Source organism: Pseudooceanicola profundi (genome assembly GCF_050897955.1).
Taxonomy (GTDB): Bacteria; Pseudomonadota; Alphaproteobacteria; order Rhodobacterales; family Rhodobacteraceae; genus Pseudooceanicola.
In genome coordinates this window covers 894,700-921,622 of the sequence record NZ_JBPAXZ010000001.1, presented here as the reverse complement: position 1 = coordinate 921,622, position 26,923 = coordinate 894,700, and the positions used below count along the sequence as shown (strand labels likewise).

Below are 26,923 nucleotides of genomic sequence, written 5' to 3'. Positions count from 1 at the left end.
CTAACCGACACGCGACACTAGGAGGCCGCGCATTGGCTAAGAGATCAAATCGGCGTGAGGCTGTGATTCTGCAACGGTTGAATTCCGCCGACGAAACACCACTGGGGCAACTTTTTGCGCCGGAGGTGCGTTTTTATGGTGAGCTGTGATGGAGCCTTCGATCATTTCCCCGGTGGTGGACATGCTTCTGGGGCAGGGGCTTTCGGGATTGGTGATCCTCTGGCTCGGCTGGGACAACTACCGGAAGTCGCAGCGGATCGACGCACTGACGGACAAACTCTACGAGGTGAGCATGGCCGTGAAGGATGCAATGAACGACCTCAAGAACAGCGTGGATCGTCGGTGATGCGCTTCTTTCGTCGTGAAAGCACGGATGAGAAATTCGACCGCGCCGTGAAAGCTGCGCAGGCCGCCAAAGCATCATCCGATGAGTTGAAGGAAGCAATCGCCAAGCGCGACCGCGACCTGGACCGCCTCTTTGCGGAACTACTCCCTAAGCACCGGGACGACTAATGCTCTACCATCTGAACGAAATTGCCGCCCTTCTGGCGGTTCCTACGCTTGTCCTGTCGTTTCGGGGGTTTTGGCCGCACATGATGCGGATGCTGCGTAATCGGCAAGACTATCCGCCCCAGATTATCGCCATGGTTCTGATGATCCTTATTGTCGATATCAAGGGTGTGGCGCGAATGGCCTACTGGGATCTATGGCGGTCCTTTGTGCATGGCAGCGTCGGCAGCCTGCATGGCACGCTGGTGAATGCGTCCCTGAACATGGCGGCTTTCGCGGCTGGTTTGGCTGCTTTGGCCGCGCTGTTCTACACGATCCCGGCAGAAGATCGGAAAGGCTGGAGTTGGTTTAGCAGCCCATTCTATCCGAAGCCCTGCAAAATCTGGATTTGGCGGAAGTAGAGCGCGGCGACCGTTGCCAGCCCTTTGCGTCACGACCGGGGAAGCCCAGTCCGTTCCGCGCTCTGGTGGATGCACCCGGTAAAGCCTCGATCAGTCGTCACAAGGGCGATGCACCCGCCAGAAGGCGTTTTGAGCGCGGGCCGGGCGCTACTCCGGCTCTCAGCTTTTACGGTCGTTACACCGTCGCCCGCTTGGGTGGCGTTAACTGAGTCTAAGTTCGTCTGCGGGTCTGCTTTCCCCGCCGCCGCGCTCCCCCACACCATACCCCACATCACCCAAATAAGGGAATCCCCCATGAAAGTCTCCGACAAGGGCCTCGTGTTCATCGCGGGGCATGAAGGCATTGTGCCTGCGCCTTACTTCGACAGCGTGGGCGTCCTGACCTACGGCATCGGCCACACAGCCGCCGCAGGAGCGCCAAACCCGGCCAGCATGGCCCGTGGGATGCCCGCTGACATGGATGCAGCCCTAGCCAATGTCATGGCGGTTTTTGCGCGCGATATTGAGCGGTACGCGGCTGACGTGCTGGCGGCGGTAAAAGTGCCGATGGCGCAACACGAATTTGACGCGGCGGTCAGCTTCCATTTCAACACCGGAGCGATTGCCCGCGCATCGTGGGTCAAGCACTGGAACGCGGGCGACAGGGTGGCCGCTGGCAAGGCGATCATGAACTGGTCGAAGCCCCCCGAGATCATCCCGCGCCGTTCGGCAGAGCAAACGCTCTGGCGGTCTGGCAGCTACGGCAGCGGCAAAGCAACGGTCTGGCCCGCGACTGAGGCCGGGAAAGTCATCTGGAAGCCCGTCACGACGCTGACGCAGGCGCAGTTGATCGACCTGATGCAGCCTGCACCCCCCGCCACCGAAATCCCCGCCAAAGCCCCCGGCCTCTGGCGGCTGATCCAGCTTATCATCGAAGGCTTTCGCAAATGACCTATGCACCTTTGGCCCGCATTGCCCTGCGATATCTCTCCGGCGCTCTGGTGGCCTACGGGCTGGCAGCGGAGGGCACAGACCTTGCCGCTGATCCTGACATGGTGGCCGTGGCTGGCATGGCCCTCGCTGGCGTCGTGGAGGTGGTCTACGTGCTGGCAAAACGGCGCGGTTGGTCGACGTGATCGCCCGCTACCTCCTCCCCGGCGCGCTCCTGCTGGCCTGCCTAGCCGTTGCCACTGCCGGATACCTCGCATGGCGCAATGCCGCCCTGCGGGCCGAAAACGAGACGCTGACGATCCGCGTGAACGGATGCAGCGCCCGCCTTTCCAACATCATCAAAGACAGGGTTTCCGATGAAGAAATCGACCGCATTCCTGATGACGGCCTGCGCTCTGTGCCTCCCAGCTGGCTCCTGCCTTCGCCCTGACGTGATCGAAAGCACCGCGCCGCTGTTCTGCGACGTGGAAGAGCCGCGCCGGTTCACGCAAGCGGAGGTTGACTGGCGGGCCGCGAATGCCCCCGCGAACCTGCGCCGCGACTTCAAGACAAACACCACTTGGGACCGGGAGTGCGACGAATGATCAGCATCGGCATCAACCTCTGGTTCCCTGCACTTCACGGCGGCGGGGGTGGATCCGCCCCCCAGCTATCCAACGACAATAGCACGATTACGGCGACTGGCGGTCAGAACGCAGCGCCGACCCTCACCAATGACAATTCGAGCATCACAGCGGAGGCCGCATAATGGTCACTTTGCCCACCACTACCTATTACTGGCGCGTTCGCGGCGGCGCTGACAGCAGCTGGACAGAGGCTTCATCGGGCGACTTCGATCCGACAGACGGTGATGAGGTTGAGGTTGTCTCCGTAGGCGCGTCTGCCCCCGCCTACATCGTCGCCGACACCGTGATCGACGCAGGCACGGCCATTGCCGACCAGTCGCTGGAATACGGCGATAGCGTCAGCCTGAGCGCATCTACCGGCGTGACCGGCACCAACCCGGTATATTCGATCACTGGCGCGGATTGGCTCTCAATCGACAGCAACACGGGCGCGATCACCGGCACGGCACCGGATGCGGATGCCAGCGGCACGGCCACTGTGACTGTGCGGAACAGCAAGTACAGCGATACCAAGGCTTTCGCATACACCGTGACCGATCCGGCGTCTGTTACATTCACCGGCCTTGTCGGCTCCGGCAAAGAGGGGCAGTCGAATGCGGATGGCACTTGCGCCCTCGCCGACGTACCTGATGCCATGCAGGGCGTCTACGACCGCGCGCTTATGGCCGAATTTGACAACCTCGGGGATACTGCTCCGCTGACCGTGGTTAAGGACGGCTTCACCGTGGATGGCGTGACCGGCCCTGTCGCAGAGGCGAAAGGCGGCGGGCAGGGCATTTCCACCCTGTTTGGCTTTGCGCAGTTCATCACTGACACCGCCGCAGGTTCTCCGCTTTATCCGGGCACTGCCGGGGCGCTTCTGCAAAAGCGGGCAATTGGTGGTCAGCCGCAATCGGGCTTTGTCCCGAATGGCGCGCACTGGCGCACATCTGACAGCATCTATCGCCAGACGATTGACGTGGTTGTCCGCGCCAATGACGTGCGCTGGTCGCACTTCGATTATGCACAGGGTGAGCGGGAGGCCGAATTGGCCGTTTCGACCGCTGAAACGACCACGGGCAACAGCAACGTGGCGGAGGTTATGCCGCTTGCCCTGGCGGACGCACTTGTCACCGGATGGGCGGCAAATCACGTCGATATCATCCGCAGCAAGCGCGAGTATTTCGATACCGCCGCAACCATCCCCTATATTTTCTTGGGCTTTGTGCTGCCGGGCGACAGCGGCGACCCCTATGCAGACAACCAAGAGCGGGTGCGCGAAGCGGTGGCGGCACAGCAGAAATCGCTTGCGCGCTGGCATGTGCGTCTGAACGAGGCGGGTGATGCGATCACGGTGACGGACGCTGCCGGTGATGAGGGCTACGTCACAAGCTGGAACACGGTGGACGACGAGCCGACCTATGCCGACGCAGCCGCACCCTATCGCGACGACAACTGCTATTACATCGACATGTCGGGCTATGCGTCTTCGGACAGTCTGCACCACAACACCCTGACCCATATCGAGAAGGGCGGTGTCGCGCTCAAGCTCTTGATCGAGCATATCCACGGGACCGGCGGCATTCCATCGGCGGATTACGCGGTGGACCGGGTTCTGCCGGTCTGGATCACAGAGCCTTATGTCTCGGCATCCACGGCCACGTCTCGGACCTATACCTTCAACGCTTCTGAGACCGGCGATATCTACGTCGGTGCATGGCCCGAAAGCACGCCGCAGCCCTCTGCCGCTGACGTGAAGGCAGGGACAGGGGCGTCCGTCACGGGAACCGCTATCGCGACACGTCGCGTTGATCGGACAGTGACGCTTTCCGGACTGACGGAAGGCGCGGGCTATGAGGTTTACGCAGTCCTCGGCATGGACCCGGATGCGGAAACCTCTGTTGTGAAGCTGGCGGAGAGCATCGCTGCGGTAGAGGCCACCGTGCCGGATGCATTTGAAAGCGGCGACTGGACCCTGACGAATGCGGGCGACGGTGATGCGCTGACGGTCGGTATCAGCAGCCTTCCGGACAATGGCGGCGCGACGATAACCGATATTGAATACCGCGTTGACGGCGGCACATGGACAAGCTCCGGCGGCACCAGCGGGTTCGATATCACGGGCCTTACGGAAGACGTTGAAGTGGACGTTGAAATCCGCGCGGTGAATGCGGAGGGTGAAGGCGACCCGTCTGACACCAAGTCGGAAACCCCGTCAGTCGTGGCTGCAGCGGCCTCTACGTGGGATGCGACGTTTGAAACGTCCCAGATCACGTATTCCAGCGGAAACCTTGTGGCTACCCGTACGGCGTCCGGCGCGGATAATATCCGGGGTCAGACGCCTGTTTCTTCCGGCAAGCGGTATTTCGAGGTTTACCACAATGGTTCCGGCGCGACGGTTCGCTGCGGTATCGGCGTGACGACCGCGCCGCAGGGTACATCCGTCTCTGAGCCGACCGAGTTCGTCGGTCTGTCCGGTGGCAATGTCGTGCATGCGGGCGGGTCGACGGCAATCAGCCCGGCGCTCTCTGGTGACAACTCCGGCGGCTATGTCGTGCAGGTCTGTATTGACCCGGCGACAGAGGAGTTCTGGGTGAGGCTGCATAATATCGGCGCGGCGCTCTCCAGTAATTGGAACAGCAATGCCTCTGCCGATCCGGCAACCGGTGTAGGTGGCCTCAGCTATTCCACCCTGACGAGCGACCCGGTCCCGATGGCATCCATGAACGCGCCCGGCTCAGAGGTTACTTTGCGGGTGGCGTCTGGCGATTGGGACTATTCGGCGCCGACCGGGTTCGATCCTCTGCCGTGATCTACGGTGACAACCCCATCACCGCCTGCGCTGCGGCTTACAAGCTGACATGGGCGCAGGCGGTGGTCTTTTATACCCTGGCGGTTTCGCCGGGGCGCACCGTGACCGTGGCCACAATCGTCCGGCATCTACACCATGGTCGTAAGGTACAACATGCGCGAAGCGGGACGTACAAGCACATAAGAGACCTCGGGCGCAGGTTGCCGGAGGGGTTCGCAGTCGAGAACCTACACGGCGTGGGCTATCGGCTGACGGTGCCGGAGGGCTGGGAGCCGCCGTGGGAGTAGGCTATCGCACATAAGCCGCTGCCAGCTTCCGCCGCTGCTTTTCGCGATCACGGGCGTGTACCAGCACTGCGCCAAGAAACACCTGCACCGCTATGCAGCGGAATTTGAGTTCCGTTACAACAACCGTTCGGCCAATGGCGTTGAGGATGCGGAGCGTGGCGAGATTGCGCTGCGTGCGGTAGTCGGAAAGAGGCTGACGTATGCAGCGCCTATCGCATAAAACCATTGATCCCGCTGGCAATATAAAAATTGCCAGCGGAATCACTATATTGTATGAAGGTGGTGCGGATGACCGGGATCGAACCGGCACGGGCGTCAGAGCTGTAGGAGGCTCGCCCGGTGGCATCCAAAGCCACTGTGTCTACCTATTCCACCACATCCGCAGTGTGGCCCGCCCCTCGCCAGCATATCGCGTGGCAGGAGCGGGATGGTCCCTCCGCCGTGAGGCGGTCAGGCGATCAATTCAAGGCGGCGGCATTGGATTTACCTCCATAGCTGTTTCCTCAAGAAGAAGCGGAGGTGTCACCCTCCAAGGTATCGTCCTCCGCTTCTTCAAAATCCTCACCGGGGAAGGGGCCGGGATATTCCAACTGAAACCCCCAAAAATCACGCAAATACTTCATAAGTAATTGAAATAAATAAATATCCGGTGCCGTGTGGGGGCACCAACTTACTTTCGCGCAGCGAAAGTAAGGCGCCGGTTTCCAAGCAGAGAAGAGCGGCAGCGGTTTTGGAAAAACCGCGAGAGCCCTGCCGGTATGAGTATTGTCCGCTTAAGCGCACCACTTTTTCATGCGCTACCACTTCGTTACTTGAGCGCGATGGCGTTTGCGAACTTTGTTCGTTCAAGCGCACCAACATTCCGCAATCCCGGTAGCGGCGCAGGTCATGCAATGGATGCTTGCAGGGGTTCGTTCGCCGGAGTGGCCTGCCAACTGAATCGCAGGCGATCATATGCCGGACAGCGTCCCGCCGGATGGTTGGGGCGTATTGCTTATCCCTGAACCGCGAAGTTCACGAAGATCAAAACAATGATCGCCACTGACAGGGCGATGGACAGGTTCACTTTCCAGTTCGGCATGAGTTTACCTTTCGTATTCGTTCCAAGGCTTAAGCCCCTGAGCAATGGCTGACATGGCAAGGGACATATATGGCGCAAGGTCCAGTTCCTCACCGGCTCTTGCGGAGGCAACATACCGTGTCGCGGTGTTTCGCCCGACACCAAGTACACGCTCGACATCGCGGGCAGTTCTGCATCCCGTTCTGGTCATCCAGTCCAGAAAATCTTGAGAAGTCATGTCGCCTCCGTTATATTTGCTATGCTGTCCCCGGTTTCCCGAGACCAGCCGCCAGACTTACCATTGGTGGACGATGTTTGCGACCAAAGCCACCAAGGTAACAATCTGGAGGATCAAGGCGATATCTTCTCGCTTCATGATACCCTCCGTGCGTTGGGGCAGGGCCATCCTGCCCCTTCTTGCATGTTTAGAATGCCGCAATAGTGACGGAACGCAAAAACCAAACACCCCAAAGGGTGACTTTTGCGCCTATTGGCACTTTCCTCCATAGAACAGGTCGGGCGGTCGGGCCTCGTCATTGCCTCGTATCGGGAGAGAACGGATTGAGCCCCGCGGCCGGTTCGGGTTAACCTGAAACAATAAGACGGAGGGGACGATGAAGGGGCCTTACTACGATGCGCTCCGGGCGGAAATCCGGAAACTGGGCGGTTATCACAATGCCCATACGCATCTTGATCGCGCCAATACGCTGGCGGACGGCTATGTGGAGCATGGCGCGCTTCGGGTGCTTGAGGCATCGCATATTTCGCTGCAGCAGAAGCACAAGCTGATCGCGACGGTTCATGACGGGCCCGCCTATGATCCGGCGGATCTGGAGCGCCGGGTGCGGGAGACGCTGGATGTCATGGTCGGCTGCGGCACGGCTCGGGTCGACAGCATGGTCGATGTCACGCCGGATCGCGTCGGGACATCTGCCCTGACGCTGTTGAGATCGATCGCAGAGGCCTATTCGGGGCAGATCGACATGCGACTGGCCGCCTATACGCCCTTTGGGTTTCGCGATGACATGCCCCGGCAATGGGCGATCTTCGAAGAGGGCGTCGCGCTTGCCGATTTCATCGGCTCGCTTCCCGAAGCGGACGATACACGCGATTATCCCGGCCATATCGGGTTTGATGAACATTGCCGCCGGATGCACGATCTGGCGCGGCGCAGCGGCAAGATGCTGCATGTCCATACCGATCAGCTGAATATTCCGGAAGAGGACGGGACCGAGCGGCTGATCGAGGTCGTCCGTCAGGAGGGCGTTCTGGCTGCAGGGCAGGAGCCGCAGATCTGGGCGGTGCATGCGATCTCTCCCTCGACCTATGACGACCGGCGCTGGCAGCGCTATGTCGAGGGGCTGCTTGAGACCAATATCGGCGTGATCTGCTGCCCGTCGGCGGCCATTGGCATGCGTCAGATGCGCAGCCGGCCGGGACCGACCTACAATTCCATCGTGCGTGTGCTGGAGCTGGCCGAGGCCGGCGTTCCGGTGCGGCTGGGTTCGGACAATATCGCCGATATGTGTTCGCCGTCGACCACCGCCGATCTGGGCGATGAGGTCTTTATGCTCTCTGCCGCGATCCGCTATTACAAGGTTGAGATCCTTGCGAAACTTGCCGTGGGACAGGTGTTGACCGCCGAGGAGCGCGCGGTGGTGTCCGAGCATTTGAGGTTGAATGATGCTGAAATCGTTAAGCGGCTGGATCGCTGGTCGTCCCCGGCGAACCGGGGGGCCGCTCGCGCTCCCGTTCGATCCACTGTGTGACGCTTTCGTCTCCGACCCCGCGCCGATCTATGCACAGTTGAGGCAGGATCATCCGCTGGTTCCTCTGGCGGGGGGCGGATATCTGTTAAGCCGGGCGGCGGATGTGGAAGCTGCGTTCACCGACCGGCGGCTGGGAAACGCGCCGTCGCGGTTTTCCGTTCTGGCCGAAAAGAACCGGGGGCAGAGCGTTGCCGCCGATCTCTGTGCCAATATACCGCCGTTTCTGGATATGCCGCGCCATGCCGATCTGCGGCGACCGCTGTCTGCGGCCTTTCACGCCACCTTTGCGGGCAGCGCGGATTGGCTGGGGGCTCTGGCAGAGGAAGAGCTGGACGGGCAGGCGGCGGAATTTGATGTGGTTGCGGATTTTGCGGGCCCTTTCGCGGCGCGCGCGATGGCCCGGTTTCTGGGGCTTGCCGCTGATGCAGAGCTGATGCGCCGCAGTTCGGCGGCGCTCTTCCGGTTGTTCGCGCCCATCACCAGCCGCAGCGATCTGGCGCAGGCGGATGCGGATCTGGCCCGGGCGCGCCGCGCTATGACGCCGGTCGCGGGCGGTGCGGGGCTGATTGCGGCGATGGCGGAGACGGGCGCGATGACGGATCAGGAAATCGCCGACAATGCCATTCTGGTTCTGGCGGACGGGATCGAAAATATCGAGGCCGCCGTGGCGCTTGTTCTGCTGACCCTGGAGCGCGTGCCGCAGCTGCGCGACGACTGGCTGGGCGGCAGGCTGGGCACGGCGGAGATGCTGCCCGAGGCGCTGCGGCTGAACAGTCCGGCGCAGATCATTCCGCGGGTGGTGCGCGACGGGCATGACCGTCATGGCATCCGGCTGGAGGTCGGAACGCCGCTGTTCCTGGCGCTTGGCTCTGCCAATCTCGACCCCGATGCCTTTGACGGACCAGAGAAGTTCGATGCCACGCGGGCCGATCCGGGCCGCTATGTCTTTGGCCGTGGCCGCCACAGCTGCATCGGCGCGCCACTGGCGCGGGCCATGATCGCGGCCGCGCTGGAGGCGTTGCGACAGCGCGGTGTCGGTCTGGCCGGGCAGGCGGACCGCGTGCGGTACCACCGACGGTTCGGGCATCGCTGGCCCGAGGCGCTGCCGGTGCGGCTGGAGGGCGCGCGCGCCGCGGGTTAACGGCCCGGGGCAGGCATCACGAGGCGGCGCAGACGGCCCTGTCCGGTGCTGTCGAAATCGGCGATGCCGTCATCGACCATGCGCAGGCACAGAAACAGCGGTGCGCGCCTCTGCGTGGCCGGCCAGTGCAGCTCGATCTCGGCCGAGAGGCTTTCGCCGGGGTGCAGCGGCTCTGTCAGCTCGATAACCTGGCGGCGCGGCAGATAGGGCCGGCGATGCAGCAGGCTTTCGTATCCAAGGTTCAGGGCGATCCCGCTCAGTGCTGTGGGCGGCCATGTTTCATGGCTGGTATTGGTGACGGTGACGCGGACCCGTGCCGGGCGCCCGGCGGACAGCAGGCGGGGGATGCGGGCCCGGATGCGGGCGGAATAGCGCGCCTTTCGATCCGCCTCCTCCAGGCTTTCGGGGTGGGGTCGGCGCGGTGCCGGCAGGCCGGCCAGGACCGGCGCAATTCCGGCCCGCACGGCCTGGGTCTGTTCGGGGTCCTGCAGCAGCTTGATATGATCGGTGGGGCAATGGACATAGGCGGCGCCTTCGGGATGCAGCCAGCCGAACCTGCGCCAGGGCTCCTTGTAGAGAGCGGCGGCCGAGAATTTCGGATCGTCCGACCAGATATAGAACACAGGATAGGGCGTCGGGCGGTCCAGGATCACGTCGATGCCCACAAAATGGCTCGGCGGGCGGCCGCGGGCGGTCATTTCATCCGCGACACGCTGCATGACCAGCCCGCCGGCGCAGTAGCCCCCGAGGATGAAAGCCTCACCCGGGTCGAGGATGGACAGGATTTCCTCGACATAGATGGCGGCCAGCGCATCCGAATGCTGGTGCCGGTCGCGTCCCATGCCATGCAGCGAGCGCAGCAGAAAGACCGGGTGTTCGGCGAGGATCTTCTTTTCGAACCGGTTGGGCAGCATCAGCCCGTTGGCGCAGAAAAACACCTTTGTCCCTTTGCGGTAGGTATTCCTTGCCACGACAAGTCCACGCGCGCCCACCGGCTGGCCACGCCAGCCCGCGATGCGGCTGCGTACAAAGCGCAGATAGTCCGGCTCTGCCGGGGCGGTCGTATCCGCCATGTGCTGGTCCAGCCGTGCGGCCAGATCGTCAAAGCGCGGCGCCTCGAACAGAAGGTTGGGCGGCAACGGGCGGCCCAGGGCCTTTTCCAGCCGCATCAGAAATTCGGTGGCCGACAGGCTGTCGCCGCCATCGTCGAAAAAGTCGGACCCTGGCTCCGGGGGCTGTCCGTTCAGGGTCAGCTGCCAGATGCGGGAAACCACGGCCTCGATGGGGGATGCCGGCGCCTTTTCCGTGGCGGGTTTGACCGGCTGGGCCCGCGCGGCCAGGGCGCGCCGGTCGGTCTTGCCGCTCGGCAGGCGGGGCAGGCTGGCCTCGAAACTGACGTGGCGCGGCATCTCGTGCGGGCTCAGCCGGGGTTTCAGCACCGCCAGCACCTCTGCCTCGGTCAGCGGGCGGCTGGTCACCACCGCCAGACCGGGCTGTTCGCCAAGCGTCGGATGCGGCAGGGCAAAGGCGGTGGCCTCCAGCACGCCGGGCAGGGCACGGGCGGCGCGTTCTATGACCAGCGGAGAGATCTTTTCACCGCCGCGGTTGATCATCTCTTTCAGGCGGCCGGTCAGGTAGAGATTGCCGGAGCTGTCCAGCCGGCCAATGTCGCCTGTGCGCAGCCAGTCGCCGTAGCGCGCCGTCTGCTCTGTGCCCTCATAGCCTGCCATGACCGTGGGGCCGCGCACGCAGACCTCGCCATCCCGGCCCTGTGCCACGATCGCGCCCTCTGAATCGATCAGGGCCAGCTCCGGGCCCGCCGACACGCCGACAGAGCCCAGCGTCCGCGCCGCGCCGTCCAGCAGCTGAGAGGTGATCTGCCCTGCGGTTTCGGTCATGCCGTACATCTGGATGATCTCGGTCAGCGGCAGGCGGTTTTCGGCGTCCTGCAACAGATGTTCAGGCAGATCCGCCGACACCATACGCACCAGCCGGAGGGTTTTTGTGACCTCTGCCGCCTCTGCCGGGGTCAGGGCTTCCAGAAAATGCTGCAGCGAGGTCGGCACGAGCTGAATCCAGGTCGCCCCGAATGTCAGCACGGCGGTCCTGAGCCGCGCCGCCGCTTGACCGCCCGACACAATGGCAGAGCCGCCCGCCAGCAGCGGGGCCAGCAGCAGGTCGACCACGGCGCCGACATGGAACATCGGCAGGGCATGCACGGCACGGTCCTCTGGCGTCAGCGCCAGGTGCCCGGCGATATTGCGGGCCGAGAGCACCAGCTGATCCGGGCTGAGCGGGACGCGTTTCGGCGTTCCCGTACTGCCGGAGGTGTGCAGGACAAGGCCCGGCCCGCGCGGGCTGCGCGGCGCCTTTGCCGCCGGGCCGGTGAGATGGATGCGCGACCGCCTGCGACGCCAGGAGAGGCCCGTGGCGCCTGTCTGTTGCTCCAACTGGTCGCGCCAGTGACTGTCGCGGTCTTCGGGCCAGATGATCAGATCGGCCTCTGCGGCCTCGATCTGTTCGATCAGGCGGGCGGGGCTGGCATCTGGGCTGAGCGGCACAAGCGAGACATGGTCGATCAGCGACAGCAGGGCCGCGGCGGTGGCCGTATCGTCGGGGAGCAGCAGAACCACCCGGTGCTGCGGCGTCACCTCCAGATGGTCCAGGGCGCGGCGCCACTGGTCGCGGATCGTCAGCAGGTCCGAATAATGCAGGACATCGTTTTCAGATAACAGGGCGGGCCGGTCGCCAGCGGCCTGAAGGCCCGCCACGAAGGCATCCCATTCCGGAAAGATCTGCATGTCCTGGCTCAGGGCGGTCATAAAGGCGTGTCGCTCTCGATTGCGTGATTCCGCTCTAGTGAACACGTTTGGCCCGCCCGGAGGCAAGCCCGGCCGGATCATCCCCCTCGCGGGGTTCTATTTCTGCATGCTGGACATTTGTTCCGCAGTGGTAAACCCTGCCGGCGCGGCGGGGGGCCGCAGGAAGAGGAGGAGCCATGTCAGAGGCAGCCCTGGAGCGCGACCACGCGGTGTTGCGCTATGTTCTGGAACGCCACGCGGCAGAGCGCGGGTCCGAGACCTTCGTGCATTTCTACGGCGGGCCGGTCTGGGATTATGCAGAGGTCTGGGCGCGGGTCTGTCGTCGCGCGGCGGCGCTGAAGGCGGCGGGCGTCGGGCAGGGCGATGCGGTGCTGACCTTTCTGGGCAATGGCCCGGACTTGCTGACCACATGGTTCGCGATCAATACGCTGGGCGCGGTCTATGTGCCGCTCAACACCGCGCTGGTGGGGGGCGCGTTGGAACACATCCTGTCGGATGCGGGCGCCAAGGTCATGGTGGCGCGGCCCGATCTGGCCGTACGGCTGGGCGCCGTGAACAGCGGCACGGTGGAGACGGTGCTGATCGTCGAAGGAGAGACGCCGCCGGACCTGCCGGGGCTCGTCGTTTCGCTGCTGGTCGATCCGGCTGAGGCGGACCCGCCCGTTCTGGACCGCCCGCTGGAGCCCTGGGATACCTTCGCGATCATGTATACCTCCGGCACCACGGGCCGGTCCAAGGGGGTGCTGTCCTCCTACACCCAGATCTACACGATGGGGCCGGATGCGTTCGATTGCGTGGGGCCTGAGGATCGCTGCATGATCTCCGGCCCGATCTTTCATTGCGGATCAACGCTTTACGTCTATGCCATGCTGGCGCGGGGGCTGTCGATCGGCATGATGGCCGACTTCAAGACCGACCAGTTCTGGCCCGCGATGCGGGAGACGGGCTGCACCTATGGTCTTCTGCTGGGCGTCATGGCGGCCTTTCTGCTGAAGGTCCCGCCGTCCGACGACGACCGCAACCACCCGATGACCCATGTTTTCATCACGCCGTTCGGCGAGGATGGCCCCGCGTTTGCGGAGCGGTTCGGGGTGGAGGTCTACACGATCTACAATATGACGGAGATCGCCAGCCCGATGTATGCGGGCCCCGGCATCACCGCCAAGGGCATCGCCGGCAAGCCCCGCCCGTGGTTCGAGGCGCGGGTGGTCGATGCCAATGACATGGAGGTGCCGCGCGGCGAGGTGGGCGAGCTGATCCTGCGATCCTCGCGCCCCTGGGCCATGATGAAAGGCTATCTCAACCGGCCCGAGGCCACGGCGGAGGCGATGCAGAACGGATGGTTCCATACCGGGGACAGCTTTCGGCAGGATGAAGATGGAACGTTCTATTTCGTCGATCGCGCCAAGGATGTAATCCGGCGGCGGGGGGAGAATATCTCCTCCTTCGCATTGGAGGGCGAAGTGCTGGTGCATGAGGCGGTGCGCGAATGCGCCGCCGTTGCCGTGCCGTCGGAGGTGTCGGAGGACGAGGTGCTGATCTGCGTGACGCCGGTCGCGGGGGCGTCCATCGACCCGGCGGTGCTGATCGGCTGGCTGGCACCGCGGGTGCCGAAGTTCATGGTGCCGCGCTATGTCCGGGTGATGGAAGAGCTGCCCAAGACGGCCAGTGGCAAGGTGCAGAAACATGTCATGCGGTCCGAAGGCGTGACCCCCGACACATGGGAGCAGCCCGCGCGGCGCTGATCGGCGGGCATCAGAGGAGGTGTGAGATGGAAAGCAAGGCAATCGTGCTGCGCGAACTGGGCAAGGACGGCCCCTATGCGGAAAGCAAACCGCTGCTGATCGAGACGGTCACGCTGCTGCCGCCGAAACCCACGGATGTGGTGGTCAAGGTCATGGGCGGGGGCCTGTGCCATTCCGACCTCTCGACGATCAACGGCGCGCGGGGCCGGGTGGTGCCGATGGTGCTGGGCCATGAGGGCGCGGGCGAGGTTGTGGAGGTCGGCGCGGGCGTCGATGACGTGAAGGTTGGGGACAAGGTGGTCTTTCAATTTGCGCCCTCCTGCGGGCGGTGCTCGAATTGCCAGTCGGGGCGGCCGCAGATCTGCGAAAGCGCGTTGCAGGCGCGCAAGACGGCCGGTTTGCTCTCGGGCGGCACCCGGATCCGGGGCGCCGGGGGCGAGGAGATCTTCCACCACACCGGCGTGTCATGTTTTGCCGAATATGCGGTGGTCAACCGTGGCTCCATCGTGGTGATCGACGATCCGATCTCTGCCGTGGATGCGGCGGTCTTTGGCTGCGCGGTGATGACCGGGGCCGGGGCGGTGCTGAACACGGCGCGCATTCAGGCGGGGGAGACGGTGGCGATCTTCGGCCTGGGCGGCGTGGGCCTTTGCGGCGTCATGGGGGCGGTGTCTTCGGGCGCGGAGACGATCATCGCCGTCGATCTGACGGAGGCGAAGCGGCAGAAGGCGCTGGATCTGGGCGCAACCCATGCCTTTGACGCCGCCGATCCGGAGCTGGCGGTCAAGGTCGCCGATCTGACGCGCGGCGGCGTGGATGTGGCGGTAGAGCTGGCGGGCGCGGTCAAGGCCATGGAGGGCGCCTATTCCGTGCTGCGCTCAGGCGGGCGGCTGGTGACGGCGGGGCTGTCCCCGGCGGGGGCCAAGTTCGGCTTTGAACATGGCGATCTGGTCAGCAACGAAAAGGCCGTGATCGGCTCCTACATGGGATCCTGCGTACCGGTGCGGGATATTCCGCGCTTCCTGCGCATGTTCCATGCCGGTTCGCTGCCGGTGGACAAGCTGATCGACGGCTACCTGACGTTTGAAGAGATGAACGACGGCTTCGACAGGCTGGCCGCCGGGACCGCGCTGCGCCAGATCCTCGCGCCGCATGGGGTTCCGGCATGAGCGTGAAACTCTTCGAACCGCTCATTATCCGGGGTGTCACCCTGCCAAACCGGGTCGTGATTTCGCCCATGTGCATGTATGCGGCGGAGGAGGGGCATCTGACCCCTTTCCACCACACGCATTACGGCAAATTCGCCTTTGGCGGCGCCGGGCTGACCTTTGTGGAGGCGACGGCGGTCACGCCGGAGGGGCGGATTTCCAACGGCTGTCCCGGCATCTGGTCGGACGATCATATCGAGAGCTTCCGCCCCGTCACCCGCCAGATCCGCGAGATGGGGTTCAAATCGGCGCTGCAGCTGGCCCATGCCGGGCGCAAGGCCGCGACACAGCGGGCGTGGCAGGGCAACGGGCCGCTGACGCAGGAAAATCTGGATGCAGGTGACAAGGTGTGGGAGGTGATCGGGCCTTCGCCGGTGCCGTTTGACGCCGGCTGGCTGATCCCGCGGGAGATGACGCGCGCGGATATGGACGCGGTGCGCGATGCCTTTGTCGCGGGGGCGGGCCGGGCGATGCAGGCCGGGTTTGACCTGGTAGAGCTGCATATGGCCCATGGCTATCTGATGCAGAGCTTCCTGACGCCGCTGGCCAACCACCGGACCGACGATTACGGCGGGTCGCTGGAGAACCGGATGCGCTTCCCGCTGGAGGTGGCGCGGGCTGTCCGGGCGGTGCTGCCAGAGGACGTGCCTCTATTCGCGCGCATCTCTGCCACCGACTGGATCGACGGCGGGTTCGAACCCGAAGATGCCGTGGTTCTGGCCGCCGCGCTAAAGGCGGCGGGGGTGGACGTGGTCGATACTTCGTCGGGGGGGAACATGCTGCACGGCGCGACCAATGCGAACCTCAAGCGCGGCCCGGCCTATCAGGCGCATCTGGCGCGACAACTGCGGGCAGAGACGGGGGTGATGACCCAGACCGTTGGTCTGATCCGCACACCGGAGCTGGCGGAGGAGCTGTTGCAGGAGGGCGCGGCCGATCTGATCGCCATCGGGCGGCAGGCGCTCTTCAACCCCTACTGGGCGCATCACGCGGCGGAGCGGCTGGGCGTGACGGACTGGGATCACTGGCCCGCCCCCTATGCCTGGTGGCTGTCAAAATGGGCGCGCGGGCTGGAGCATACGGGCGAGGCGCCGCTGGCGTGACAGAGGGCGCCGTCCCTTCTGTCCCGGCAAGGCAGGGCCCCGAACCAGATACACATTTCTGTGAAGGCCAGGGCCCCGTCGCTGGCCCGGTTTCCCCGCTTTTCCGGCAATTTCCTTACAACCTTCGCTAAAGAGCGTCATATCATTTCCGCATTGCGGAACTATTTTTTGCGGTGGTAATCTGGGTATTCCTTATGCTCATCAAGGTGATGATAATATCTCCAGTTTCCTTACGCATGACGTTGACGCGTATGAGCGAAAGTGGTCTCCTTCCGGTCGAGGGGGAGGAGAATGGGACGAGGACTCCAGGCTATCTCCCGGTGACACAGGTGCCATTTGGCGCTGTCTCTGAAAAAACTGGTCTAGGGAGGATCATATGACCGAATCCAAATCTCTCAATCGCCGTGCGTTGCTGCGCGGGGCTGGCGTTGCGGCAATTGCCACGCCGGCGCTGGTCGGTAAGGGCATCGCCCAGGGCAAGGCGACGTGGCGCGTTCAGTCGCACTGGCCGAAATCGTCCAGCTCTTTCGAAGGCAGCCTGGGTGTGATTGCGAACCGTCTGGAAGAAAAAACGGACGGCGCGTTCAAGCTTGAACTTTTCGGCGCGGGTGAATTCGCCAAAGGCCCCGACATCTTTAACATCGTGCGAAAAGGCGTCGTATCGATGGGGTCCATCGCGGCCTCCTACATCCAGGACCATGCGCAGACCGCGAACTTCGTTTATGGCATCCCCGGCACGTTCCGTGAAAGCTGGGAGTTCCAGCACGCGACAAAGAACATGGGCCTTGAGGCACTGATCAACGAGGAACTGGCGGAAGACGGTATCCTCCTGATGGCCGACAAGGTTCTGCCGGTGGAGATGGTGCTGAAGAAGAAGATCGAAAGCGCAGATGATTTCCGCGGCGTGAAAATCCGTTCTTCCGGTGCGATGCTCGACTATCTGCAGGCGGCGGGTGCTGCACCGCAGTTCATTCCCGGCTCGGAAATGTATCAGGCGCTGGCCTCCGGCGTGCTGGACGGCGCGCATTGGGGGGCGGCCGTCGGCGCGAAATCCATGTCGCTTTGGGAAGTCTGCCCGTATCATTACAAGCCGCCATTGGGCTTCACCACCGACAGCTTCATCTTCAACATGTCCGAGCTGGACAAGCTCGACCCCGAGCTGCGGGATGTTCTGCTTGAGACCGTCGATGTCCGGTTCTACCAGCGTTCGGCCGAATATCAGCTGGGCGAGGTTGTGGCGCTGCAGTCCGGCATCACCGAAAATGACCTTCAGGTCATGACCCTGCCGGACGATGTGCTGGAAATCCTTGCGGCAGCTTCGACCAAGATCCTCGAAACCGAGGGTGCCAAGGGTGAGTACGCTGCAAAGGCCAAGGACATCTACCTGTCCATGATGGGCGACCTCGGCTACGTCTGAGCCCAGGCGCATAGGACTGAAACCGGGGCCGGCGCGGGGAACTGCGCCGGCGCCGCCGTCCTCCGGAAGGCCGGAGGCGAGGACATGCTCCGCGCGGTCGTGCGGAGACCTTTTCTGAGAAGGACCGGAAATGCTCAAGCTTGCGCGGGGTATCACCACGTTTAACAGGTTTATCGGGCGGTGGGTGTCACTGCTCGTCATGGTTATTTTTGTTCTGCTTCTTGCCGATGTCGTTATGCGCTACATCGTTGGGCAGCCTGCTATCTGGACATCGGAACTGGCGACGCTGATTTTTGGCGGATACGCCGTGATCGCGGGCGGTTTCCTGCTCTCCGAACGTGGACATGTGAATGTCGATATCTTTTACGGCTCGCTGTCAGCCAAGCGTAAAGCGCTGGTGGATATCATAACCTGGCCGCTGTTTTTCGTGTTTGTCGGTGTGCTGCTGTGGCAGGGCTACGATATCGCGCACGAGGCCATCGTCGATATGGAACGGTCGAATTCCATGTGGAAAGCGCCGCTCTGGCCGACGAAGTCGCTGATCCCGATTGCCGCGATACTGCTGTTGCTGCAGGGCGTTATACGGTTGTGGGGCGATATCCGCGTCTTGATGGACCTGCCCGTGGACGAGGCGACCTTCGGCAAACTGATGAAAGATGACGAAGAGGTGCACGCATGAGCGTCGAACTTCTGACCTTTCTGTTCTTCGGCTCGCTCCTGGTCTTTGTCCTGCTGGGCACGCCGCTGGCCTTTGTCCTGGGCGGTATTTCCGTCGTGTTTCTCTATTTCGAGATGGGGCCGATCGGGTTCTACCTCCTTGCCTCGAAAATGTGGGAGAGCATGGCCAATCCCACGCTCATGGCCATACCGCTTTTTGTCTACATGGCAATTCTGCTTGAGAAGTCCGGGGTGGCCAACGACCTCTATGACATGATGCATATCTGGTGGGGTGGCCTGCGTGGCGGGCTGGCGATCGGGACGGTTCTGATCTGCGTGATCTTTGCCGCAATGTCCGGGATCTCGGGCGCGGCGGTGGTCACGATGGGAACCATTGCACTGCCTAAGATGCTGGAGCGCGGATACGACAAGAAGATGGCACTTGGTGCGATCAATGCCGGCGGTGGCTGGGGGATCCTGATCCCGCCGTCGATCCTGATGGTGTTGTATTCGCTGTTGACCGAAGTGTCGGTCGGGCGGCTTTTCGCGGCCGGTGTCGGGCCGGGCCTCACGCTGTTCGTGCTGGTGTCGATCTATATCGGCGGGCGCTGCTGGCTGCAGCCCGAGATGGGACCGGCGCTGCCGCCGGAGGAACGTGGCAGCTGGGCTGACAAGTTCCGGGCACTGAAATCGGTGATTCTGCCGATCGGAATCGTGGCCTTTGTGCTGGGGTCCATCTTTGGCGGTTTCGCGACCCCGACCGAGGCTGCGGCCATCGGTGTCTTCGGGGCGCTGATTGCGGCTGGTGTGAACAGACAGCTGAACCTGCCCATGTTGCACGAGGCGGCGATCGCGACACTGAAACTGACGGCGCTGATCATGTGGATCCTGTTTGCGGCGCATGCCTTCTCAACCGCCTACACGGCGCTTGGCGCGCAGAGCTTCATCAGTGATTTGATGTCCTACATTCCGGGCGGGAAATGGGGCGCGCTGGCCTTTATGCTGCTGGTGCTCTTCTTCCTGGGCATGGTGCTGGACCCGGTGGGGATCATGCTGATCACCCTGCCGGTGTTTCTGCCGGTGGTGCGGGAGGCGGGGTTCGATCCGATCTGGTTCGGCATCCTTTTCATCATCATGATGGAGGTGGGCTATATGACGCCGCCCTTCGGGTTTAACCTGTTCTACCTCAAGGGGGTGGCCCCGCCGGGGGTGACGATGGGCGATATCTATGCCTCGGTCATTCCCTATGTGCTGGTGACGCTGCTGGGGGTGCTGCTGATCATCCTCTTCCCGGGGATCGCGCTCTATCTGCCGGGGGCGTTCTTCGACTAGCTTTGCCTTCTGGTGTGTGATTGGCCGCGTCCCTTCGGGGGCGCGGTTTTTCTTTGCGCCCCCTGTGGGGGCTGAGCTGTGTATTGCGCCCCCTGTGGGGGCTGAGCTGTGTATTGCGCCCCCTGTGGGGGCTGAGCTGTGTATTGCGCCCCCTGTGGGGGCCGAGCCTTGTATTGCGCCCCCTGTGGGGGCGCGGGGGAAGGGAGGGCGCTGCCCTCCCTCGGCGCGTGCCGCGCCTCACCCTCCCGGAGTATTTTGGGAAAGATAAAGGGGGGGGGAGGGTTTTGTCGGATATGTGTAAATGGGTCCGGGTGTTTTCCGAGATGACTAGATATTTTGCTGTCTTTGTGATGTTTTGGTTGGTGCTTTTGAGGTGGGTGCAGGGGCGCGAAGGGCGGCTGTTCAGGGGGGCTCCCTTGCTGGAGCCCCCGGATTTTGCGACCTTCCCAGACGAGTCTCGAAGAGCGGGCCATACCCATGGAGAATGCCATGCCGATCACCCAGTCGAACCGCCGGGGCCGGGTTGAAGATCATCGGCTGATCACCGGAGCCGGGCACTATACGGATGATCTGAGGGCGGAGGGCGCGCTCTGGGCGGTCTTTGTCCGCTCGCCCTATGGCATGGCGCGGATCGACGGGATTGATGTGGCAGAGGCGGCGGCCCTGCCGGGAGTGGTGGCGGTGCTGACGGCGGCGGATCTGGCGGCGGATGGCGTCGGGCCGGTGCAGGCGGCGGCGGGGCTGGCGGGGCCGGACGGGCGCAGCTGGGAGGCCACATCGCGACCGCTGCTGGCCAGGGACATCGCGCGGTTTGTCGGGGAGCCGGTCGCAATGGTCGTGGCGGAGAGCCGGATGGCGGCGCTGGACGCGGCGGAGGCGGTTCTGGCCGATCTGGAAGAGCTGCCGGCTGTGGTGAGCGTGACGGAGGCGCGGGCGCCGGGGGCGCCGCTGGTGCATGACACCCGGCCGGGCAACCTCTGTGCCGAATGGGAGCGCGGCGACGGGGCGGCGGCGCGTGCGGCGCTGGAGGCATCGGCGCACCGGGTGCGGATGGTCGCACCTGTGACGCGGGTCGCGGCGATGACGATGGAGCCGCGCACGGCGCTGGCGCGGGCGGAGCCGGGCGGGCGTATCGGGCTCTATCTGAGCCATCAGAGCCCGGCCGCGCTGCGAGATGCGCTCGCCGGGGCCTTCGGGATGGAGGCCACGCAGATCCGGGTTGTCGCCGGCGATGTCGGCGGGGCCTTCGGGATGAAATCGGGGCCTTTGCGGGAGGAGATGCTGGTTTTCTGGGCCGCGAAACGGCTGGGGCGGCCGGTGCGCTGGCGGGCGGACCGGAGCGAGGCGTTTCTGTCCGACGAAGGGGGCCGGGCGCTGGAGTTCGAGGCGGAGCTGGGGCTGGATGCCGACGGGCAGTTTACCGCGCTGAGCGTGCTGATGCGGATCGATGCCGGCGCCTATATGTCGGCGCGCAGCCTGCCGCCGGTGCTGAACATGGGCGGGATCGCCGGGGTCTACCGGACGCCGGTCATTGCAGGCCGGATCGAGGGTTATCTGACAAATACCGTGCCCGTGGCGCCCTATCGCGGGGCCGGACGGCCGGAGGCGACCTTTGTCATCGAGACGCTGATCGACAAGGCGGCGCGGGAGCTGGGGATCGACCGGGTCGCGCTGCGGCGGCGCAACCTGATCGGGGCGGATCAGATGCCCTGGCCCGCCAACTGGTATTTTGGCTATGACTGCGGGGAGTTCGAGACGGTGCTCGACCTCGGGCTGGCGCGGGCTGGCTGGGAGGGGTTCGAGGCGCGGCGCGCGGCCTCGGAGGCCAAGGGGCTAGTGCGGGGGCGCGGCCTTGCGCTCTGTATCGAGACGGCGGGCGGCATGTGGGGCCGCAAGGGGCAGGACTGGGCCAATCTGGAGCTGCAGGCGGATGGCACGATCTCTGTCGCCGCCGGGGCATTTTCCGCCGGGCAGGGCTGTGAGACGACGATGACCGATATCGCGGCGCAGATGTTTGAGGTCTCTCCGAGGCGGGTCACCTATTCTCAGGGCGATACGGATGTGCTGGCCAAGGGCGGCGGCATGGGCGGATCGGGGGCGACGATCAAGGTGGGCTCGGCCGTGCGGGGCGCGGCGGAGCGTATCCTGGTGGAGGCCAAGGCCATGGCCGGGGAGGAGCTGGAGGCCGATATCGCCGATATCGAATATCAAGGCGGGGTTTTTACGATCGCCGGGACGGATCGTTCGATTGAGCTGACGGAGATTGCCCGGATCGCCGCCGACCGGGGCACGCCGCTGCAGGCGGAGGGGAATTTTGCCCCAGATGCGCCGACCTTTCCCAATGGCTGCCATATCTGCGAGGTGGAGCTGGACCCGGGGACCGGGCAGTTCACCATCGCCTCCTATGCGGCGGTCGAAGATATCGGGACCGTATTGCAGCCGCAGATGGCGGAGGCGCAGATCCAGGGCGGGGTGGCGCAGGCTCTGGGGCAGATCTTCATGGAGGAGATGCGCTATGGCGAGGGCGATGCGCAGCTGCTGACCGGATCGCTGATGGATTACGCCATGCCGCGCGCCAAGGACCTGCCGATGTATGACTGTGGCTTTCACGAGGTGCCGACGGGGATGAACCCGCTGGGCGTCAAGGGCGTGGGCGAGGCCGGGTCGGTTGGCGGCATGGCGGCGGGGATGAGCGCCGTCATGGATGCGCTGGCGCAGCTGGGCGTGACGGAATTCACCATGCCCGCGACGCCGGGCAGGGTCTGGCAGGCGATCCGGGCGGCGGAGTAGCTCTGCCCGCGCGAAAATGGCGCCAAAGCCGTTGACGCATGACAAACGCATGGATTAGCGTGGCCTCAGCGTGCAAAATCAATTTCTGCAATGCGGAAAGGCGCGCCGGGAGGATGATATGCGATATGAGGAGGAGGACGCCCGTCGGGGCGGCCGTCCGGCTTTGTGTCTGACCGCGTCGGGGGGGAGCCCGGCCGGTCAGGGTCTGAAGCTTAATGACATGATGGCGGACTGGGGGCGGCGGCGCGCGGAGACCAGCGCACGGGAGATGGTCGCGGCCATCCGCAGCCCGGCGCGGGAGGACAGGCCATGACCCGGCTGGAGAGGCCCTGGTACAAGTGGTATGCCGAGGGCGTGGACCCGCATTTCACGCCTGTGCCGCAGACCGTGAACGACCGGCTGGCGCATAGCTTTGCCACCTGGCCCGATGTTGTCATGATCGAATATTATGGCACGGAATACACCTATACCCAGATGCATGGTCTGGTGTCGCAGGCTGGGCGGGCCTTGCTTGCGGCGGGCATCGGGCGGGGCGACCGGGTGGCGCTGCATCTGCCGAACTGTCCCTGGCATCCGATCTTTTTCTTCGGCGCCCTGTGGGTGGGGGCGACAATCACCCATCTGTCGCCGCTGGATGCAGAGCAGGAGCTTGAACACAAGCTCCGCGATAGCGGGGCCAAGCTTGTGATCTCGCTGACGACGCCGGAATTTTCCGGCCGGTTCCCGAAGCTGCTGGCGCGCGGCAGTTGTCCGCCGCTTTATCTTGCGCCCGATCCTGTGTCGGCGCGCGGGCGTGACTGTCCGGTGATTGACGGTGCGTATAGGGTCGAGGATTTGCTGGCCGGACAGAGCGTACAGCCGATGCCGCCGGCCGATGTGGCCCCGGGCGAAGTTGCACTATTACAATATACCGGTGGGACAACTGGGATTCCAAAGGCGGCAATATTGACGCATTCGAACCTTTCTGCGACGGCGCAGATGTATTCGGAAATGGGCAAGAATGAAGCGGCGTCCGCCCCGGGCAAGGCGGCTTTGGCCTATTCGCCGTTGTTTCATATCATGGGGCTGAGCTCTGGCATGATCAAACGGGTGAGCGAGGGCGGCACGCTCTGCCTGCGTCTGCGGTTCGATGCGGCCGCTGCCATTGACGAGGTCGAGCGGTTGAAGATCGTCTCGCTCAGCGGTGTGCCCACGACCTGGATTGCCATCCTCGGCTTGCCCGATATCGACCAGCGCGATCTGTCGTCGCTCGACTATGTCGGCTCTGGCGGGGCACCTCTGCCGGTGGAGGTCTATAACCGGGTGAAACAGCTGACGGGGCTGAAGATCCGGGGCGGCTGGGGCATGACCGAAACCTCACCCGCGGGCACCACGGTGCCGCGTGGTATGCCCGACGACAAGCTGGGCACCATCGGGGTGCCGGTGCCGGGGCTCGACATGAAGATCGTCGATGTCGACGATTGCGAGAAGGTGCTGGCGCCCGGCCAGTCAGGCGAGATGGCGATCAGGGGCCCCAATGTGACGGCGGGCTACTGGAACCGGTCGCCGGAGGAAAACGCGCAGAACTACAGCGCTGACGGATATTTCCTGACCGGCGATATCGGCTACATGGATGAGGATGGCTGGTTTTACATCGTGGACCGCAAGAAAGACCTGATCCTGTCGGGCGGGTTCAACGTCTATCCGCTGACCATCGAGAATGCGATCCACCAGCACCCTGACGTGTTGGAGGCGATGGTGATCGGCGTGCCCGATGCCTATCGCGGCGAAAGCGCCAAGGCTTTCGTGGTGCTGAACGCCGGCGCCCGAGAATTCACCCTGGAGCAGCTGCAGGATTTCCTGGCCGACAAGCTGGGCCGGCATGAGATCCCGCGCCATCTGGAATTTCGCAGGGACCTGCCCCGGACGGCCGTGGGCAAGGCATCGCGCAAGATGCTGAAGGACGAGGAGCTGGCGAAAGCCGCCGAAGAGACCGCGTGAGGAGCAAGCGATGGAATTGACGTTCACCCCCGAGGAAGAGGCCTTTCGTCAGGAAGTCCGCAGCTTCATCGAGGCCAATCTGCCGGCCGAGACCAAAGAGCATCTGCTGCGAGGCCATGCGCCCACCAAGGAGATGACGGTCCAGTGGCACAAGGCGCTGCATGCCAAGGGCTGGGCCACGCCGCGCTGGCCTGCGGAATGGGGCGGGCCGGGCTGGTCGGTGACGCAGATGTACATCTTCCAGCAGGAAAACCAGCGCGCGGGCGCGCCGGATCCGCAGGGGTTCAACGTGGGCATGATCGGGCCGGTGCTGATCCAGTTCGCCTCTGACGAGATGAAGAAGAAGTTCCTGCCCAAGATCGCCTCGCTCGACTACTGGTTCTGCCAGGGGTTCTCGGAGCCGGGGGCGGGGTCGGACCTTGCCTCGCTCAAGTGCAAGGCGGAATGGGACGAGGCCGGGCAGCAGTGGATCGTGAACGGCCAGAAGACCTGGACCACCTATGCCCAGCATGCCGACTGGTGTTTCCTGCTGGTGCGGACCTCGAACGAGGGCAAGAAGCAGGAAGGGATCTCCTTCCTGCTGGTGGATATGACTTCGCCGGGGGTTGAGGTGCATCCGATCCAGACGATGGACGGCGGGCATGAGATCAACTCCGTCTTCTTTACGGATGTGAAAGTGCCGGGGGAGAACCTGATCGGGGAGGTCAACAAGGGCTGGACCTATGCCAAGTTCCTGCTGGGCAATGAACGTCTGGGCGCGCCGCGTGTCGGCGCGTCGCAGCAGAAGCTGGAGCAGCTGAAGGCGATTGCCAAGGAACGGATCGTGCGGGGCAAGCCGCTCTGGGATCATCCGCGGTTCCGCGACCGCTTCGTGGAGGCGCAGGTGGAACTGAAGGCGCTGGAGATGACGGTCCTTCGCGTGCTGTCCTCGATGCAGGCGGGGGCGGATACGGGCAAGCCCGATCCCGCGACCTCTGTCATCAAGATCAAGGGGGCGCAGATGATCCAGCGGATGACGGAGCTCTATCTGGAGATGGCGGGCGAACAGGCCGTGCCATGGACGGATGGCGAGGAGGGCGACAATGCCCGGGTGGGCCCGGACTGGGCCGAACGCGCGGCGCCCAACTATTTCAACTACCGCAAGTCGTCGATCTACGGCGGGTCGGATCAGGTGCAGAAGGGCATCATCTCCAAGGCAATTCTGGGGCTGTGAGGGTAGCATGGATTTTGAACTGAATGACGAGCAGCGGATGCTGGCGGACAGCCTGAACCGGCTGCTGGCGGATCGCTATGATTTCGAAAAACGCCGCAAGTACATGGGCGGAGAGACCGGGATGGAGCCCGCGATCTGGTCCGCCTTTGCGGAGATGGGGCTGTTTGCCCTGCCGTTTGCGGAAGAGGATGGCGGGCTGGGCGGCTCTGGCGTGGAGGTGATGATCGTGGGGGAAGCCATGGGGCTGGCGCTGGCCAATGAGCCCTGGGCGGAGGCGATGGCGCTGGCGCCGTCGCTCTTGCAGGCGGCATCCCCGGAGCAGCGGACGAATATCGCGGAAGGCATCATCGCGGGCGAGGTGTTGACGACATGGGCCCATGTGGAGCCCGGCATGATCGACCGCGACGAGGGTGTGGCCACGGCAGAGGTGGGCGGCAGGCTGTCGGGCACCAAGACGGTGGTGGCCTTCGGGGCGGAGGCGGATCTGCTGTTTGTCACCGCGAAGGACGCGGGCGGTGCGCTGGCGCTCTACGTGGTGGAGAAGGGCGCGGCTGGGCTGGAAGCCCGACCCTACAAGACGCAGGACGGGCGTCGCGCGGCGGAGCTGACCTTTGACGGCACGCCGGCGGAGAAGCTTTCGGGCGGTATTGCCGCGGCGGAGGCCATTGCGCTGGCCGAGGCACGGGGGCTGGCGGCGGCAGTGGCCGAGGGTTTGGGCTGCATGGAGAAGGCGATCGATCTGACGGTTGAATATATCAAGGGGCGCGAACAGTTCGGCCGCGCCATCGGATCCTTCCAGGCGCTGCAGCATATCGCGGCGGGGGCGGTCGTGGAGAAGGAGCAGGTGCGGTCCATGGCCATGTATGCCTCTGTCATGTGCGACGATCCGGATCCGGAGGCGCGCGACCTCGCGCTGTCGGCGGCGAAGATCAAGATGATCGATGCCTCACGTCATGTCGGGCAGATGGCAATCCAGCTGCATGGCGGTGTGGGGATGACGATGGAATATGCCATCGGGCATTATTTCAAGCGGCTGACGATGCTGGAGATCGCCTATGGCGACCGCGATTACCATATGGACCGGCTTTGTGCTGCGGGCGGGCTGGCCGCCTGAGCGGCGGCCCTGCCTCCGGCGGGAGTA

24 protein-coding genes, 1 tRNA gene and 1 pseudogene are annotated in these 26,923 nt (G+C 63.9%); 23 read left to right on the top strand and 3 right to left on the bottom strand.

Annotated elements, in window-relative coordinates; all coding sequences use genetic code 11:
* The first annotated feature begins 148 nt into the window (after positions 1-148).
* From ACRARG_RS04500 to ACRARG_RS04455, 10 genes and pseudogenes are all read left to right on the top strand, one after another.
* Positions 149-346 carry a hypothetical protein gene (locus ACRARG_RS04500; RefSeq protein WP_432688795.1) on the top strand — a complete coding sequence of 66 codons (198 nt, stop codon included), beginning with the start codon at positions 149-151 and terminating at the stop codon, positions 344-346.
* Complete coding sequence (locus ACRARG_RS04495; RefSeq protein WP_432688794.1) at positions 346-513, top strand: hypothetical protein; 168 nt, start codon at positions 346-348, stop codon at positions 511-513. Before ACRARG_RS04500 ends, ACRARG_RS04495 begins: the two co-directional genes overlap by 1 nt.
* Positions 513-911: a hypothetical protein gene (locus ACRARG_RS04490; RefSeq protein ID WP_432688793.1), complete on the top strand. Its 399-nt coding sequence runs from the start codon at positions 513-515 to the stop codon at positions 909-911. Before ACRARG_RS04495 ends, ACRARG_RS04490 begins: the two co-directional genes overlap by 1 nt.
* Positions 912-1,205: 294 nt before the next feature.
* Positions 1,206-1,841 carry a lysozyme gene (locus ACRARG_RS04485; RefSeq protein ID WP_432688792.1) on the top strand — a complete coding sequence of 212 codons (636 nt, stop codon included), beginning with the start codon at positions 1,206-1,208 and terminating at the stop codon, positions 1,839-1,841.
* Entirely contained in the window at positions 1,838-2,026 is a 189-nt protein-coding gene (locus ACRARG_RS04480) for a hypothetical protein (RefSeq protein ID WP_432688791.1), read from the top strand. The genes ACRARG_RS04485 and ACRARG_RS04480 overlap by 4 nt, the downstream gene beginning before the upstream one ends.
* Positions 2,014-2,271 carry a hypothetical protein gene (locus tag ACRARG_RS04475; RefSeq protein ID WP_432688790.1) on the top strand — a complete coding sequence of 86 codons (258 nt, stop codon included), beginning with the start codon at positions 2,014-2,016 and terminating at the stop codon, positions 2,269-2,271. Before ACRARG_RS04480 ends, ACRARG_RS04475 begins: the two co-directional genes overlap by 13 nt.
* 1 nt (position 2,272) lies before the next feature.
* Positions 2,273-2,425: a hypothetical protein gene (locus ACRARG_RS04470; RefSeq protein WP_432688789.1), complete on the top strand. Its 153-nt coding sequence runs from the start codon at positions 2,273-2,275 to the stop codon at positions 2,423-2,425.
* Positions 2,426-2,588: 163 nt separating this feature from the next.
* Positions 2,589-5,258 carry a hypothetical protein gene (locus tag ACRARG_RS04465; RefSeq protein WP_432688788.1) on the top strand — a complete coding sequence of 890 codons (2,670 nt, stop codon included), beginning with the start codon at positions 2,589-2,591 and terminating at the stop codon, positions 5,256-5,258.
* A complete protein-coding gene (locus ACRARG_RS04460; RefSeq protein WP_432688787.1) occupies positions 5,216-5,545 on the top strand; it encodes an AfsR/SARP family transcriptional regulator in 330 nt (109 codons plus the stop codon). The genes ACRARG_RS04465 and ACRARG_RS04460 overlap by 43 nt, the downstream gene beginning before the upstream one ends.
* Before the next feature lie 52 nt (positions 5,546-5,597).
* A pseudogene (locus ACRARG_RS04455) lies at positions 5,598-5,765 on the top strand (IS1595 family transposase); the annotation flags it as partial.
* 60 nt (positions 5,766-5,825) lie between these two features.
* Here ACRARG_RS04455 and ACRARG_RS04450 read toward each other — a convergent pair.
* Together ACRARG_RS04450 and ACRARG_RS04445 are read right to left on the bottom strand one after the other, a co-directional pair.
* Positions 5,826-5,928, bottom strand: a tRNA-Pro gene (locus ACRARG_RS04450).
* A 223-nt stretch (positions 5,929-6,151) separates the two neighbouring features.
* Positions 6,152-6,406, bottom strand: a complete 255-nt coding sequence (locus tag ACRARG_RS04445; RefSeq protein ID WP_432688786.1) for a hypothetical protein — start codon at positions 6,404-6,406, stop codon at positions 6,152-6,154.
* Positions 6,407-7,219: 813 nt separating this feature from the next.
* Between ACRARG_RS04445 and ACRARG_RS04440 the strand changes: the two genes are divergently transcribed.
* Positions 7,220-8,374: an amidohydrolase family protein gene (locus tag ACRARG_RS04440; RefSeq protein ID WP_432688785.1), complete on the top strand. Its 1,155-nt coding sequence runs from the start codon at positions 7,220-7,222 to the stop codon at positions 8,372-8,374.
* A 37-nt stretch (positions 8,375-8,411) separates the two neighbouring features.
* Positions 8,412-9,515: a cytochrome P450 gene (locus ACRARG_RS04435; RefSeq protein ID WP_432688784.1), complete on the top strand. Its 1,104-nt coding sequence runs from the start codon at positions 8,412-8,414 to the stop codon at positions 9,513-9,515.
* Here the strand turns inward: ACRARG_RS04435 and ACRARG_RS04430 are convergent.
* The gene (locus tag ACRARG_RS04430; protein ID WP_432688783.1) at positions 9,512-12,337 is read right to left on the bottom strand and encodes a non-ribosomal peptide synthetase; all 2,826 of its coding nucleotides are present in this window, start codon (positions 12,335-12,337) and stop codon (positions 9,512-9,514) included. The genes ACRARG_RS04435 and ACRARG_RS04430 overlap by 4 nt on opposite strands.
* A 176-nt stretch (positions 12,338-12,513) precedes the next feature.
* On the opposite strand from ACRARG_RS04430, the gene ACRARG_RS04425 reads away from it, so the two are divergent.
* The 11 genes from ACRARG_RS04425 (at position 12,514) to ACRARG_RS04375 (ending at position 26,896) form a co-directional block, all read left to right on the top strand.
* Entirely contained in the window at positions 12,514-14,082 is a 1,569-nt protein-coding gene (locus ACRARG_RS04425; RefSeq protein WP_432688781.1) for an AMP-binding protein, read from the top strand.
* A gap of 26 nt (positions 14,083-14,108) precedes the next feature.
* A complete protein-coding gene (locus tag ACRARG_RS04420) occupies positions 14,109-15,251 on the top strand; it encodes a zinc-binding dehydrogenase (protein ID WP_432688779.1) in 1,143 nt (380 codons plus the stop codon).
* Positions 15,248-16,393: an NADH:flavin oxidoreductase/NADH oxidase gene (locus ACRARG_RS04415; RefSeq protein WP_432688777.1), complete on the top strand. Its 1,146-nt coding sequence runs from the start codon at positions 15,248-15,250 to the stop codon at positions 16,391-16,393. Before ACRARG_RS04420 ends, ACRARG_RS04415 begins: the two co-directional genes overlap by 4 nt.
* A 376-nt stretch (positions 16,394-16,769) precedes the next feature.
* Positions 16,770-17,810 carry a TRAP transporter substrate-binding protein DctP gene (gene dctP, locus ACRARG_RS04410; protein WP_432688775.1) on the top strand — a complete coding sequence of 347 codons (1,041 nt, stop codon included), beginning with the start codon at positions 16,770-16,772 and terminating at the stop codon, positions 17,808-17,810.
* 130 nt (positions 17,811-17,940) lie between these two features.
* A complete protein-coding gene (locus ACRARG_RS04405; protein ID WP_432688773.1) occupies positions 17,941-18,489 on the top strand; it encodes a TRAP transporter small permease subunit in 549 nt (182 codons plus the stop codon).
* Positions 18,486-19,799: a TRAP transporter large permease gene (locus ACRARG_RS04400; protein ID WP_432688771.1), complete on the top strand. Its 1,314-nt coding sequence runs from the start codon at positions 18,486-18,488 to the stop codon at positions 19,797-19,799. Before ACRARG_RS04405 ends, ACRARG_RS04400 begins: the two co-directional genes overlap by 4 nt.
* 489 nt (positions 19,800-20,288) lie before the next feature.
* A complete protein-coding gene (locus ACRARG_RS04395; RefSeq protein ID WP_432688769.1) occupies positions 20,289-22,589 on the top strand; it encodes a xanthine dehydrogenase family protein molybdopterin-binding subunit in 2,301 nt (766 codons plus the stop codon).
* Positions 22,590-22,707: 118 nt separating this feature from the next.
* Positions 22,708-22,902, top strand: a complete 195-nt coding sequence (locus tag ACRARG_RS04390; protein ID WP_432688767.1) for a hypothetical protein — start codon at positions 22,708-22,710, stop codon at positions 22,900-22,902.
* The gene (locus ACRARG_RS04385; protein ID WP_432688765.1) at positions 22,899-24,569 is read left to right on the top strand and encodes an AMP-binding protein; all 1,671 of its coding nucleotides are present in this window, start codon (positions 22,899-22,901) and stop codon (positions 24,567-24,569) included. Before ACRARG_RS04390 ends, ACRARG_RS04385 begins: the two co-directional genes overlap by 4 nt.
* Before the next feature lie 10 nt (positions 24,570-24,579).
* Positions 24,580-25,782 carry an acyl-CoA dehydrogenase family protein gene (locus ACRARG_RS04380; RefSeq protein WP_432688764.1) on the top strand — a complete coding sequence of 401 codons (1,203 nt, stop codon included), beginning with the start codon at positions 24,580-24,582 and terminating at the stop codon, positions 25,780-25,782.
* Positions 25,783-25,789: 7 nt separating this feature from the next.
* A complete protein-coding gene (locus ACRARG_RS04375) occupies positions 25,790-26,896 on the top strand; it encodes an acyl-CoA dehydrogenase family protein (protein WP_432688763.1) in 1,107 nt (368 codons plus the stop codon).
* Positions 26,897-26,923 lie beyond the last annotated feature (27 nt).